This window comes from Tardiphaga sp. 42S5, from assembly GCF_034044155.1.
GTDB lineage: Bacteria > Pseudomonadota > Alphaproteobacteria > Rhizobiales > Xanthobacteraceae > Tardiphaga > Tardiphaga robiniae.
Genome location: NZ_CP139027.1, coordinates 5417124 through 5430243, shown reverse-complemented (window position 1 = coordinate 5430243; position 13120 = coordinate 5417124). Strand labels below are relative to the sequence as shown.

At 61.6% G+C, this 13120-nt stretch carries 13 protein-coding genes; 9 read left to right on the top strand and 4 right to left on the bottom strand.

Annotated features, from left to right (window positions below; all coding sequences use genetic code 11):
- The first annotated feature begins 3 nt into the window (after positions 1-3).
- Positions 4-1947 carry a BTAD domain-containing putative transcriptional regulator gene (locus SFY93_RS25345; protein ID WP_320445038.1) on the top strand — a complete coding sequence of 648 codons (1944 nt, stop codon included), beginning with the start codon at positions 4-6 and terminating at the stop codon, positions 1945-1947.
- Positions 1948-1950: 3 nt separating this feature from the next.
- On the opposite strand, the gene SFY93_RS25340 is transcribed toward SFY93_RS25345, so the two are convergent.
- A complete protein-coding gene (locus SFY93_RS25340) occupies positions 1951-2418 on the bottom strand; it encodes an MAPEG family protein (protein ID WP_320445037.1) in 468 nt (155 codons plus the stop codon).
- 279 nt (positions 2419-2697) lie between these two features.
- Between SFY93_RS25340 and SFY93_RS25335 the strand changes: the two genes are divergently transcribed.
- Both SFY93_RS25335 and SFY93_RS25330 read left to right on the top strand, forming a co-directional pair.
- The gene (locus SFY93_RS25335) at positions 2698-2847 is read left to right on the top strand and encodes a hypothetical protein (RefSeq protein WP_320445036.1); all 150 of its coding nucleotides are present in this window, start codon (positions 2698-2700) and stop codon (positions 2845-2847) included.
- Between the two features lie 270 nt (positions 2848-3117).
- Positions 3118-3243, top strand: a complete 126-nt coding sequence (locus SFY93_RS25330; protein WP_320445035.1) for a hypothetical protein — start codon at positions 3118-3120, stop codon at positions 3241-3243.
- A gap of 1 nt (position 3244) precedes the next feature.
- Here SFY93_RS25330 and SFY93_RS25325 read toward each other — a convergent pair whose 3' ends face one another.
- Positions 3245-4309, bottom strand: coding sequence for an acyltransferase family protein (locus SFY93_RS25325; protein ID WP_320445034.1), 1065 nt, complete (start codon positions 4307-4309; stop codon positions 3245-3247).
- Between the two features lie 305 nt (positions 4310-4614).
- On the opposite strand from SFY93_RS25325, the gene SFY93_RS25320 reads away from it, so the two are divergent.
- From SFY93_RS25320 to SFY93_RS25305, 4 genes are read left to right on the top strand one after another with little or no spacing between them, the layout of a single operon-like run.
- Positions 4615-5274 carry a class I SAM-dependent methyltransferase gene (locus SFY93_RS25320; RefSeq protein ID WP_320445033.1) on the top strand — a complete coding sequence of 220 codons (660 nt, stop codon included), beginning with the start codon at positions 4615-4617 and terminating at the stop codon, positions 5272-5274.
- Between the two features lie 56 nt (positions 5275-5330).
- A complete protein-coding gene (locus SFY93_RS25315; protein WP_374725715.1) occupies positions 5331-6128 on the top strand; it encodes a UDP-2,3-diacylglucosamine diphosphatase in 798 nt (265 codons plus the stop codon).
- 14 nt (positions 6129-6142) lie between these two features.
- Positions 6143-7192 carry a glycosyltransferase family 4 protein gene (locus SFY93_RS25310; RefSeq protein WP_309948217.1) on the top strand — a complete coding sequence of 350 codons (1050 nt, stop codon included), beginning with the start codon at positions 6143-6145 and terminating at the stop codon, positions 7190-7192.
- Between the two features lie 53 nt (positions 7193-7245).
- A complete protein-coding gene (locus tag SFY93_RS25305; RefSeq protein WP_320445032.1) occupies positions 7246-8232 on the top strand; it encodes a threonine ammonia-lyase in 987 nt (328 codons plus the stop codon).
- A 15-nt stretch (positions 8233-8247) separates the two neighbouring features.
- Here SFY93_RS25305 and SFY93_RS25300 read toward each other — a convergent pair whose 3' ends face one another.
- Positions 8248-9501: a hypothetical protein gene (locus SFY93_RS25300; RefSeq protein ID WP_320445031.1), complete on the bottom strand. Its 1254-nt coding sequence runs from the start codon at positions 9499-9501 to the stop codon at positions 8248-8250.
- Between the two features lie 76 nt (positions 9502-9577).
- Between SFY93_RS25300 and SFY93_RS25295 the strand changes: the two genes are divergently transcribed.
- On the top strand, positions 9578-10795 hold the full coding sequence (locus SFY93_RS25295; RefSeq protein ID WP_320445030.1) for an MFS transporter: 1218 nt from the start codon (positions 9578-9580) through the stop codon (positions 10793-10795).
- On the opposite strand, the gene dgcA is transcribed toward SFY93_RS25295, so the two are convergent.
- Complete coding sequence (gene dgcA / locus SFY93_RS25290; protein WP_320447853.1) at positions 10765-11736, bottom strand: N-acetyl-D-Glu racemase DgcA; 972 nt, start codon at positions 11734-11736, stop codon at positions 10765-10767. The two genes, SFY93_RS25295 and dgcA, sit on opposite strands and share 31 nt — an antisense overlap.
- A gap of 253 nt (positions 11737-11989) precedes the next feature.
- On the opposite strand from dgcA, the gene SFY93_RS25285 reads away from it, so the two are divergent.
- Positions 11990-13120 carry an ABC transporter permease gene (locus SFY93_RS25285; RefSeq protein ID WP_320445029.1) on the top strand — a complete coding sequence of 377 codons (1131 nt, stop codon included), beginning with the start codon at positions 11990-11992 and terminating at the stop codon, positions 13118-13120.

Sequence of the window (13120 nt, the reverse complement as noted above, 5' to 3'; positions counted from 1 at the left end):
TTCGTGCTCACCGGGCCGAACGGCGCCGTCGGCTTGCCAAACAAGAAGCTCTCGGGATTGCTTGCTTATCTGGCTTGCACGGCACCGGAGCCTCAGCCGCGCGAAAAACTGTCGACTCTGTTCTGGGGGTCTTATTTCGACGCGCAAGCAAGGCAGAACCTCCGTCAGTCACTGTTCAAGCTACGTCAAATTCTGGGTCGGGATGCTCTCAAGAGCGATGGCGAGTTCGTATCGCTGAATACGACGGTGATCCTGTGCGATATCAGCCGGTTCGAGGCCCTGGTGCGGGAGGGCAGCCGTGATGCACTGGGTGAGGCAGCGGATCTCTATCGAGGGCGCTTCGTCGATGACATCGGTGTTACCGAAGAAGGCTGGAGCGATTGGCTGGCTGGCGAACGCCAGCGATTTCAGGAGCTGGCTCTGACTGCGATGGTCGGGCTCGGCGAAAAAGAACTGGTCGCCGGTCGCGCCGATCACGCATTGAAGGCCGGGCACCGTGCGAGCGCACTGAACAACATGCGTGAGGATGCGCACCGGCTGATCATGCAGGCTCTGTCTGCAACCGGGCGTAAAGCTGAAGCGCTCAAATACTATCAAGAGGTCGTTGGGCTTCTGAAGCGAGAGCTCAATACAGAGCCGGACGAGGCAACCAGAGCGCTCGTTGCTGAACTACGCAGAGCCCAGACACTGATCGAATCGGTGGCTGTCAGCGAGATCGAGATATCGACTCCACTTACGCCTGCTCTGATGATGGTCATGGATCAACCATCCATTGTGGTTCTGCCGTTTCGGAACATGAGCGATGACCCGGAGCAGGAATACTTCGCTGACGGCGTCACCGAGGACATCATCACCGCTTTGTCGCGCTTTCGCGAATTTGTGGTCATCGCACGTGGATCGAGTTTCGCCTTCAAGGATAGAAGGCTGACCAGCCGGCAAATCGCGCAACAACTCGGTGTTCAATACGTCCTGAGCGGCAACATTCGCAAAGCGAGCAACCGCATTCGTGTATCGGCCGAACTGACCCATGCTCGCGACGAGGTTCAGGTCTGGTCGGATCGCTACGATCGCGCCATCGTCGATGTTTTCGATCTGCAGGATGACATCAGCGCGAGCGTCGCTGCGGTGATTGATCCGGCCGTGCGGAGCGCCGAGGTCGAACGCGCACGGCGTAAGCCGCCTTCTGATCTTTCAGCTTACGACATCTACCTGCGTGCGCTTCCCCATCTATGGAACGGAACCCGTGACGGGATCACGAGGGCGATCGTACTGTTGCGACAGTCTCTCGACCTCGATCAGCTGCGCCCAGCCACGCTGGCGTCCCTTGCCTGGGCACTTGTCATGGCGTCGCCTCTGGGGGCGACGGCGTTGCCGGGAACGTTGGTCGAAGCCCTCGTCCTGGCGCGCCGCGCTGTCGAGCAAGATGGCACAGATGCTTTTGCCCATGCGGTGTATGGCTTCACATTGTTTGGTCCGGTCGGCAGCAACGATCAGGGGCGCATCCACTGCAAGGAAGCTGTGCGCCTCAATCCAAGCTCCGCCTTTGCCTGGGGCATTCTTGGAATGATCGACAGCATGGGTGGTGACTATGAGCATGCTGTCACATGCCTTCACCGGTCGATCGCCCTCAGCCCCTACGACAATATGCTCCATTTTTGGATGACGGGCCTGGCTGCATCATGCTTTGCGCTCGGGCGCCCTGAGGATGGTGTCTTGTGGGCGCGCAACTCGATCCAGCAGAATCCGGCCAACGGTACGGGCCATCGCATGCTGGTAGCCAATCTTGTAGCCGCCAGGCGATTGGAAGAGGCCCGCGACGTGACGCGCCAGCGCGATGCCGTGCAAAAGACAACTATCGCAGAGCTTCGTGCCATGCGCTTTTTCAAGCAGGACGACGCTCTTGAACGTTACCTATCGGCTCAGCGCGAAGCCGGCGTTACGGCTTGAACTTCACGCGCCGACTGCAGATATCAACGTCCGGACGGTCATGAAGATCAGGATGAGCGAGCCCACAGTCCAAAAGGTCGCGCGTATCTCATGAATCTGTCCGGTGAGATAGGTGATGAAGTGAAGCAGACGTGAGGCGACGTAACCGTATAGCAGCCATTGGGCGAGCAGCAGGGATGGTTGCGTGAGAATGTAGAGCAAACCCGCAACCAGGAAGTAGGGCACGCTCTCGAGGTCGTTCATCTGGATCCGGCGAATCCGCTCGACGCGCTCGTTGGGCAAGAGTTGCGCCGGGTCGGGCACGGGGTTCATGGGCGTCTTCTTGATATCCTCAGGCGAACGGTAGCCGCCTTTGACGCCGACCATACGAACTACGGTCAGCCACGACATCGCCACAGCCTTGAGGATCGTCAGGCTCGCAGCGATGACGTAGGTAGCGAATAGCGGATCGTTCAGAGTGAGCTTGTCCAATGCGCCGTCCCCCATGGGTCATAGATCGTATCTATGACCCAGCGCGTTTCCCAGTGAAATACAATATCTGTTTGCACGATCGTCCGATTAACCGCCATTGAAAAAGACGAATGTCGTGTCATGGAAATGCTCCACCCGAAGATTCTTGATCTCATGGTGTATCTCGGACACATCGATACTCACGCTCTTGGCCGAGCCCACGTCCGGCGGCAATCGGATTGCGAGGGATTATCGGCGCTTCAGTAGCCAAGGCTCCCAGAAAAACCGTGACGCTTCGGCATGCGCTTCGTACAGGCCGATGCCGATATCGCGGAGAAAATCGGGCCTGTCTCTGATATCCGCGCGCAACTCTGCCCTGAAACGGGCTCGCTGACGCCACGTGGCAGGCAGGCTGAAGATCGTACCAAGACGCAGATGATCGTCGCCTGATACAAACTGTGCGTAGGCGCGCATGGTGGTGCTCCGATTTTTGCGACGGATATCCCGGCACATCGCTGCGTGATAAGCATTGAAGCCTGTCGACGTCGTCTCCGACGTCAGTCAGGCGTCAGAGCAGCGTTATTTTCGCTCAAGGCGTCGCGAAAAGGCCGCCAGGCGTGTCGAACCCGTTCAGGAAGGGCTTCGTCCCGCAAATTCCGCGCGTCAGCACCGGATTCGCGATCCACGCGCTGTAGAGGCTCTGCGATCTAGCGACCCGTCTTGAAGCTCGATGCCGAAGCCGGAGAGACGCTCGTCCGCGAAGCGCTCGCGCTCGGCTGCAAGGCTGTGCTGATCAAGGGCGGCCACGAGACCGGCCCGGTGCATCATTTCTACGCGTTCTATTAGGTCACACCGTTACGCGGCTGCTTAATAGGCCGCGCTCGCTTGCCTTGCGTTGAATTCGGGCAAAGCGCTTTTGTCGCCAGCGATCGATCGGCTGATCGACAAGATGATAGATCAGTATCGACGTCGTCACGGTGAGGAATAGCGCGCCATAGGACGCTAGAAGCGTCTCCGGCAGCAACATCCATCCAAACAGAAAGTGGCAGATATAGATCGGATAGGATAATTCGCCGAGATATCTGTCCCAGGTCACGTTCTTGCTCAGCTCGAACAGTCTGGGAACTGCGACGATCACAATGGCGAGGAACAGGATCGACGGCAGCGTCTCGAATCCTTTCGACTTGTTGATCGTGAGGCAAACGAATATCAGCGCCGAAGCCAGTACGAGCAATCCATTCAGGCGCGCTCGCCTGCTGTCATCTCCGGATGCGTATACTTGGTAGCCTAGCGCTCCCGCGCAGAACAACGCCATCTCGGAAGGAAATACGCGATAGGACCACGGGTCTCCACTGAAGCCGAATAGCCATTGAACTCCCATCCGGAAAACAAGGCTTGCGGCGATAACTGAGGCGATCACGATCGGCCCTCGTCTCACCAGCAACGGCGCGAGTAGATAGAAGTAGATCTCCAACGCCAGAGTCCATGCCTGCGGAATCGGGGCGAATGTGTAGAGCAGGTCGGGCACACCCGCCGGCTGCAAGGCGAGCGCCAGCCCACCATCTCGAACGACCAGAAAAAAATACGTCTCCTGACCAATGATCACTAATTGGGAGATGACGAAATATGCGGCGCCAAACGGGTCCAGAGACATCAGTTGCTTCCAGTGCCCGGTCACGACGAGGGACAGAGCCAGCACGAGCAGGTATGCCGGAAACAGGCGCAGCAGGCGGTTGGAGATGAACAGCCGATAGGAACCGGGCGCGTATTTCTCGTTCAGCACCAGGGTCATATAGAACCCAGAAATAACAAAGAAGCTCTGTACGGCGATATCGCTGGTGAGAATGCCGAAAGGCAGCCCGAAATGCGCGAATGCAACGGAAATCGCGAGGATGATTCTGAGCGTGCCCATCGTCGAATCCTGCGTGGAAAACCTTTAGTGGCTGTTAATAGATACGAATGGTTCTGCGGGTGGCATGGTTCTTAACCATCGCCATCAACGTCTTAGGGCCCTGGATGCGCCGAGGCACCCGTAGCCTCATCCTTCGAGCCTCCCAGGAGCGAGCTCCTCAGGATGGCGACGACACAGGGTGTGCCCTTAGCACTCAGATACTTGTTCCTGCGACACTCTGTCGTCGATCTGTCATCCCGGCTTGATATCAGCCGAACAGCAAATGGGTTGTCCGATTCTTCCGGACACGCTGGGCGGAACCTTCGATGACGACGCTGGATCTCGAAAAGTCCATTGTTGAAACGGCCTATGCGCGCTGGGCTCCGATCTATGATGCGGTGTGCGGTCCGGTGATGCTGAAGGGGCGCCGTGCGGCTGCGGAAGCAGCGCGCGCTGTGGGCGGCAAGGTGCTTGAAGTCGGCGTCGGCACCGGCCTGTCATTCGATGACTATGATGCGACAACCGAGATCACCGGTATCGATCTGAGCGCGCCCATGCTCGCCAAGGCGCGCGCCAAGATGGCGACTGGCCGCTATCCATGGGTCAAGGAGGTCCAGGAGATGGACGCCCATGCGATGACCTTTGCCGATGCCAGTTTCGACTGCGTCGTAGCCCAGTTCGTGATCACCCTCGTCGAGAATCCCGAGCAGGTGCTGTCGGAATGCCACCGCGTGGTAAAGCCGGGCGGCCGCATCATTCTCGTCAATCATCTGTATTCGGAGACTGGTCTGGCAGCCGCCGTCGAGCGCTGGGCCGCCGTGAAGATCCGTTCCCTCGGTCTGCGCCCGGAATTCCCGTTCGCGCGGCTGCAGGCGTGGTCGCAAGCGAATGCTGAATCGATCCTCGTCGAACGCCGCAAGGTGGCGCCGTTCGGCATCTATACATTAGTAACTTTCGAACGAACCGCGGCGGCGCTGGCGGCGTAAATCGTCATCGCCGTGTCATGCAAATCAGTTAGCTGCTCGACATGGAAAGAGACGTGATGAGTGAAGGCAACGAAAAGCGCTTTCGCACCTTGTTTATCTCCGACGTCCACCTTGGCGCCCGCGGATCGCAGGCTGACCGGCTGCTGGACTTCCTCCGCACCCATGATGCCGATACCATCTATCTCGTCGGCGACATCGTCGATGGTTGGGCGCTGAAATCCGGCTGGCACTGGCCGCAGTCCCATAACGACTTCGTCCAGAAGATGCTGCGCAAGGTGCGCAAGGGCGCCAAGGTCGTTTACATTCCCGGCAATCACGACGAGTTCCTGCGGAGCTATTACGGTACGCATTTCGGCGGCATCGAGGTCGTCGAGACCGCGACGCATGAAGGCGCGGACGGCAAGAAATATCTCGTCATCCATGGCGACATTTTCGACCTCGTGGTGCAGAACGCGCGCTGGCTCGCCCATCTCGGCGACAAGGCCTATGATTTCGCGATCCAGATGAATCGTCTGGTCAATGCGCTGCGTAAATTGTTCGGATTCCCTTACTGGTCGCTGTCGAAATGGGCCAAGATGAAGGTGAAGAACGCGGTCAACTATATCGGCGCGTTCGAAGAGACGCTGGCCGGTGAAGCGCGGCGGCACGGCGCTGATGGCGTGATCTGCGGCCATATTCACTATGCGACGATCCGCGACGAGCATGGCATCCGCTACATGAATTGCGGCGACTGGGTCGAAAGCTGCACTGCGCTGGTGGAGCATGAGGATGGCCGCTTCGAGATCATTACCTGGACCGATCCGGTCCGCCGCGGCATGCCGGTGCAGGCGCTCGCACCGGCCAAGGCGGCGTGAAGGATGGCGGATTGATGCGCATTCTCGTCGCTACCGATGCCTGGCATCCCCAAGTCAACGGTGTCGTGCGGACGCTGACGATGATGGCGGAGGCGGCGAAGGGCTTTGGCGTCGATGTGAGTTTTCTCACGCCGGAATCGTTTCGCACGGTCGGGCTGCCGAGTTACGCTGATTTACGCGTCGCGATCCCGAGCCGCCGCAAGATCGCGCGACTGATTGATGAGGCGAAGCCCGACAACATCCACATCGCCACTGAAGGACCGATCGGTTTTTCCGCGCGCGCTTATTGCCGCCGTCGCAACATTCCCTTCACCACCAGTTTTCACACGCGCTTTCCCGAATATATCTCGGCGCGTTTTCCGATACCGGAATCCTGGGTCTGGGCCGGCCTACGCCGCTTCCATGGCGCCAGCTCTGCCGTGATGGCGGCTACGCCAGCGCTCGCGACCGAGCTACGTGACCGCGGCTTCCGTAATGTCGTGCTGTGGCCGCGCGGCGTCGATGCCAGTCTGTTTCATCCGCGCCAGGTCGATCTCGGCAAGCCGAAACCGATTTTCCTCTCGGTCGGCCGCGTCGCCGTCGAGAAGAATCTCGAAGCCTTTCTCGATCTCGACCTGCCCGGCACCAAGGTCGTGGTCGGCGACGGTCCGGCGCGTGCCGCGCTCGAAGCGAAATATCCCGAGGCGCTGTTCACGGGCGCGTTGCAGGGAGAAGCTCTGGCCGTTGCCTACGCCTCAGCCGATGTCTTCGTGTTTCCGAGCAAGACCGACACCTATGGTCTCGTGCTGCTCGAGGCGCTGGCGAGCGGCGTGCCGGTGGCAGCGTTCCCGGTAACGGGTCCGAAGGACGTGATCGGCGCGTCGCCGGTCGGTGTGTTGTCGGATGACTTGCGGCAAGCCTGTCTCAAGGCGCTCGAGATTTCGCCGCAAGATTGTCTCAAGTTTGCTGCCGGTCACACCTGGGAAGCGTCGGCACGCGCTTTCGTCAACAATATCAGCCATGTGCGGGCCGAAATCGCTGCCCGTGCACCGTCCGCAGCGAAGCATCCGCGTTTTGCTGCCTGATCTGCGATTGGTATAGCTTGCCCGCTGGTTGTGCCGCGCGATAAAATGCGCGCATGACAAACACTCCATTGCCGATCACATCCGCCGATATCGATGCTGCCGCGCGCGTCATCGCCCCTTATGCAACGCGTACGCCGTTGCTCCGGTCGCCTGCGCTCGATGCGCTGACCGGCGCGAAAGTGTTTCTGAAGCCCGAAGTGCTGCAGCGGACCGGGTCGTTCAAGTTTCGCGGCGCCTTCAACAAGATCTCCTCGATCCCCGAGGGTGAGCGCGGCAGGGGCGTCGTCGCATTCTCCTCCGGCAATCATGCGCAGGGCGTTGCTGCCGCGGCGCAGATTCTCGGTATGAAGGCGACCATCGTGATGCCGTCGGATGCGCCGGTGTCGAAGGTCGAGCGCACCAGAGGCTATGGCGCCGAAGTCGTGCTCTATGATCGCGACAAGGAAGATCGCGAAGCCATCGCCCGCGACATCGCCGGCAAGAGCGGCGCCACGGTCGTGCCGCCCTATGACGATGTGTTCGTGATGGCCGGGCAGGGCACTGTCGGCCGCGAGATCGCCGAAGACATGGCCGCCTTGGGCATCGTGCCGGACATCGTGTCTGCACAGGCCTCCGGCGGCGGTCTGATCGGCGGCATTGCCACGGCGGTGAAGGCGCGTTTCCCCGAGACGGCAATCGTCGTCGCCGAGCCTGCGGGGTTTGACGATCACGGCCTCTCATTGCGCGCCGGCAAGCGCGTCGCGCACAGCAATGCGGGCCGCACGATCTGCGATGCGCTGATGGCTCTGACGCCCGGCGAAATCACCTTCGCCGTCAATCAGCACCTGCTGGCGGCCGCCGTCACCGCCACCGACGACGAAGTTGGCAAGGCAATGGCCTTTGCGTTCCGCGACTTGAAGCTGGTGGTCGAGCCCGGTGGCGCCGTGGCGCTGGCTGCGCTGATGCACGGACGTTTCGACGCGCGCGGCAAGACGGTGGTGATCGTTTTGTCCGGCGGCAATGTCGATGCGGATCTCTACGCCAGGATCATCAACGCCTGATCTGGCGAGAGGCGCTTACGAGAAGAACGCGATCTTCTCGGCCTGCGTCATCTTGCGGATCGGCGCCAGCGGGTCCGATGCCGGCGCGTTCGGATCCGCGATCACGCCGCCAGCGATCAGCGCTGCGCCAAGGGACGGCGCGGCAGCTTCCACCTGGGGTACCAGATCTGGCTGCGGCGGCTCGGGTGCCAGTGCAACCTCGGCGATCTGCGCGAGCGTCATCAGATCGGGATTGAGGACTTCGGGCTCGGCTGGCTGAACAGCGACAGCTTCAACCTGCATCACCTCAGGCTCAACGTATTGGGGCTCGGCAAGCTGAGGTTCAATAACGTCCGCCTCGCTCAGATCGAGCGCGCCCATCTCTGCGGCGACCATATCGAGCACGGCGAGGTCATGTTCGTCCTCCGCAATGTCCTCCGTTTCAGACGCCTGCGGGACATCGTCCGCAGCGATAGCTAGGGAGGTTTCAGCCATCGTGGCGGCAAGCTCCGCGGTGGCTTCTGCGACAGGCGCGGCCGTTTCAGCGACGGTCTCTACGACCACCGTCTCTGCAACGGGCGGCTGTACGGAGGCGCGCGGCGGTTCGACGCTTGAGATCGTGACCGTCTCGGCGAGCACTTCACTCGCCTGCGACTTGAACAACGGTGTCACGGATGCTTCGCGCGCCTCTGCGACAACAGGCTCAGCCTTTTCGGTAACCGGAGCCGGCTCGGCCTGCGCAACCGTCGCCGCGCTGCCATCGACCATCTGCTCGACCCGCTGCATCAGCAAGTCGTAGCTCGCCAACACGTCTTCGCGGCCACTGCCGTTGAGCGCCTGCTGGCCGGCCTCGATGGCCTTCACCTGTGTGTCGAGCAGATCGCAGATGCGCGTGTCGGCGCCGCATTCGCGCAGCGTCCACGCGATCTCGCGGATGATGCGGGTGCCGTTGCGGGCACCAGTCAAAACCTCGTCGGCGTCGACGCGCGGCATCGCCTCTATGGCGCTGGCCTTGGCCTGACGGACGGCAGAACGGATCGCGCCGAGCGCGGCGATCAGGCTGAGCGCCGGCGCCTGCTTCTGGGCGGCGAGATTGGCTTCCAGCCGCGTGACGGCTTCGAGCACCAGGCTGGTATCGGCCGTGCGGTTGCGCTTGGCATATTCGGCGAGAAACCAGCGGCCGCGCGCGGTCTCCATGAAGGCTTCGCGGATCGCGTCATAGTCTGCCTCGCCCGGCAGGGTGGGCCGGGCGGAGATCGGCGACAGGGCAAATGCTTCTTCGGCCATCATGATAACTCGTGGCGCGCACAGGGATGCGCGGTATGTAACCATCTCCACGATCCCGTGGCGAATCGCAGTTCACCTCATGATAGCCGAATCTGCCCCCCATAGCGCCCCGCAAATCCGCCGCAAATTCGCGCAGCGGCTGGCGATGTTCTACGGCACCGTGTTCGGCTCCAGCGGCTTCTATCTGCCGTTCTTCCCCGTCTGGCTGAAGGCGATCGGCATCGATCCGACCTGGATCGGCGCCATCCTTGCTGTGCCGTCGATGACGCGCTTCACCACGCTGCCCTTCATCACGGCGTTTGCCGAGCGCCGTCATGCCCTGCGCCAGACGATGATTGTCTGTGCCTTTCTCACCATGATCGGCTTTGCGACGGTGGGCACGCTACGCGAACCGCTCGCCGTGCTCCTGGTGTTCGCGCTGACGGCGGTGGTCTGGACGCCGCTCACGGCGTTGACCGATGGCTATGCGCTGAAAGGCGTGGTGCGCTTCGGCTTCAGTTACGGTCCGCTACGGCTGTGGGGCTCGGCGGCTTTCGTGGTTGGTGCGCTTGCCTGCGGTCTGGTGGTCAACTGGCTCGACGGTGAGCATCTGATCTGGGTGATTGTTGCAGCGATGGTGCTGTCGGCTGTCGTCAGCCTTGGTCTGCAGCCATTGGGCGCGCCGACAGGCGACGGCACGGTGCTCTCGAAGGCAAGCGCGTTGCTACGCGATCCTGGTTTTCTCGCCATCGCGATCTCCGCCGCACTGATCCAGGGCAGCCATGCCGGCTACTACACCTTCGCGTCGATCACCTGGCAGGCGGCTGGACTCGACGGCCTCACCATCGCGGGTCTATGGACGCTCGGCGTGCTCGCCGAAATCATCCTGTTCGCAGTGTCGCCACGCCTGACTTTGTCACCTGCAACCATGGTCATCCTTGGTGGCCTTGGCGCATTGCTGCGCTGGACGCTGACTGCGCAAACGCTTCCGCTCCCGATTCTCGTGGTCGTGCAATTGCTGCACGGCGCGACCTACGGTCTGACGCAACTCGGCACAATGGGCCTGTTGCTACATCACGTGCCGCCGCACGTCATGGCGCGCGCGCAGGGATATGTCACCGCCTGCACCGGCCTTGTGATGAGCAGCATGGCGGTTCTGTCAGGCGCGATCTATGCGCGTTACGGCGAGGGCGTTTACTACGTGATGGCCGTGCTTGGCTTTGCCGGCGCGACCGTCATATGGTTCGGCCGGCATCGCGCCGGGCAGCCGCCGGGCGTTGTGGGCGATCAGCCCCAGAGCGCCGCGTCGGGCGGATAGACCGTGCTTTCGTCATAGCGCAGACCGCCGTCGCGATCTCCGGCGAGCAATAGCGGGCCATCAAGATCGACGAAGCGTGCATATTGCGCAATCAACATCGCGGGTGCCATCGCCAGCGACGTCGCCACCATGCAACCGACCATGATGTCGAGATTCATGGCGCGCGCGGCATCGGCCATCGCCAGCGCTTCGGTCAGGCCGCCGGCCTTGTCGAGCTTGATGTTGATCGCATCGTAACGCCCGCGCAGCGCCTCGAGCGAAGCGAGGCCATGCACGCTCTCGTCGGCGCAAACCATGATCGGCCGATGCACATGCATCAGCGCATCATCCTTGCCTGCGGGCAGCGGCTGCTCGATCAGCGTGACGCCGGCGTTATGGCAGGCATCGAGATTGGCTTTCAGGTTGTCCGGCGTCCACGCCTCATTGGCATCGACGATCAACTCGGATTCCGGTGCGGCCTGGCGCACGGCCGTGATGCGGCTGATGTCGTCGTCACTGCCGAGCTTGATCTTCAGCAGCGGCCGGTAGGCGGCCTTTGCGGTGGCGGAGGCCATTGCCTCCGGCGTGCCGAGCGAAATCGTATAGGCGGTGGTACAGGGGCGCGGTGCCGGCCGCTGCAGCATGTCCCAGACGCGCTGGCCCCGGCTCTTGGCTTCGAGATCGAGCAGAGCGCAATCCACCGCGTTGCGGGCGGCACCGGCGGGCATGGCCGATTGCAAGGCGTCACGGCCGAGGCCTGCGGCAAATCGGTCCTGCATCGCCAGAATGGCCGCCAGCGTAGCCTCCGGAGTCTCGCCATAGCGCGCATAGGGCACGCATTCGCCGCGGCCAGTTACGCCGCCGCGGCTGATCTCGGCGACCACGACGACGGCCTCGGTCTTGGCGCCGCGGCTGATGGTGAAGGCGCCAGCGATCGGCCATTGCTCGATCCGGGCGGTCATTAGGGCGGGGGCAGCGTCGGATGCGGACAATGCGGCGTCTTTCGGGCTGTGCCGGCAACGGCGGGTAATGACGTGTCTATAAGTTTACGTGATCGCCGTGAACTTGTTTGCGACGCAATGCCAGTGTCTGACAGGGCGGATTAAGGCTATATTAACCATAGCAACGTGTTGGCTTCACTTGGCTTCTCAGAAACGTATTTGGGCGTGTTAATACTTTGTTCATGCACAGACTGAACGCCCGCGGGAGCCTGTTTTGAGCGGCCCGACCTTGGAACAGATCGCGAAAGGCGACGGCTTGGCGCTGTGCGCGGCTGGGTCGTGGACGGCGCGTTTTGCCCCCGCGCTCGAAAAACTCGTCGGCGAGGCCGAAAAGCTGACCGGTAGTCGCCCCAACATCTTCATCGACGTGTCGCAGGTCTCCAGGCTGGACACATTCGGTGCCTGGCTGATCGAGCGGTTGCGTCGGGCGCTGACCAATGGCGGCCACGAGGCCCAGATCGCGGGCCTTTCGGCGAATTACGCGACCCTGGTCGACGAGGTCCGTCGCGTGAAGCCTGCGGTCCCGTTACCGGCAAGCGGTAGCGCCCTGACTGCCGTGCTCGATGGCATCGGCCGCAATATCTATGGCATCGGGGAAACCCTCGTCGCGCTGGTCGATATGATTGGTGCCGTGATCGCGGCCTGGTTCCGCGTCTGGCGGCATCCGTCGAAATTCCGGCTCACCTCGGTGGTGCATCACCTGGAGCAGGTGTGCTGGAACGCAGTACCGATCGTGGTCCTGATCACCTTCTTGATCGGCTGTATCGTTGCCCAGCAGGGCCTGTTCCATTTTCGCCGCTTTGGCGCCGACGTCTTCGTAGTCGACATGCTCGGCGTGCTGGTGCTGCGGGAGCTCGGCGTGCTCTTGGTGGCGATCATGGTCGCTGGGCGCTCCGGCAGCGCCTATACTGCCGAACTCGGTTCCATGAAGATGCGCGAGGAGATCGATGCGCTTCGCACCATGGGCTTCGATGCCATCGAAGTTCTGATCCTGCCGCGCATGGTGGCGCTGGTGCTGGCGCTGCCCATTCTCGCATTTCTCGGCGCGATGGCTGCCCTCTATGGCGGCGGTCTGGTCGCCTGGCTCTATGGCGGCGTCGATCCGTCGTCGTTCCTGTCGCGCCTGCGCGAGGCGATTTCGATCAACCACTTCATCGTTGGCATGGTGAAGGCGCCCGTGATGGCCATGGTGATCGGCATCGTGGCCTGCGTCGAAGGCCTGGCCGTGCAGGGCAGCGCGGAGTCGCTGGGGCAGCACACCACATCATCGGTGGTGAAGGGAATCTTCTTCGTGATCGTGATGGATGGCGTATTCGCGATCTTCTTCGCATCGATCGGGATCTGA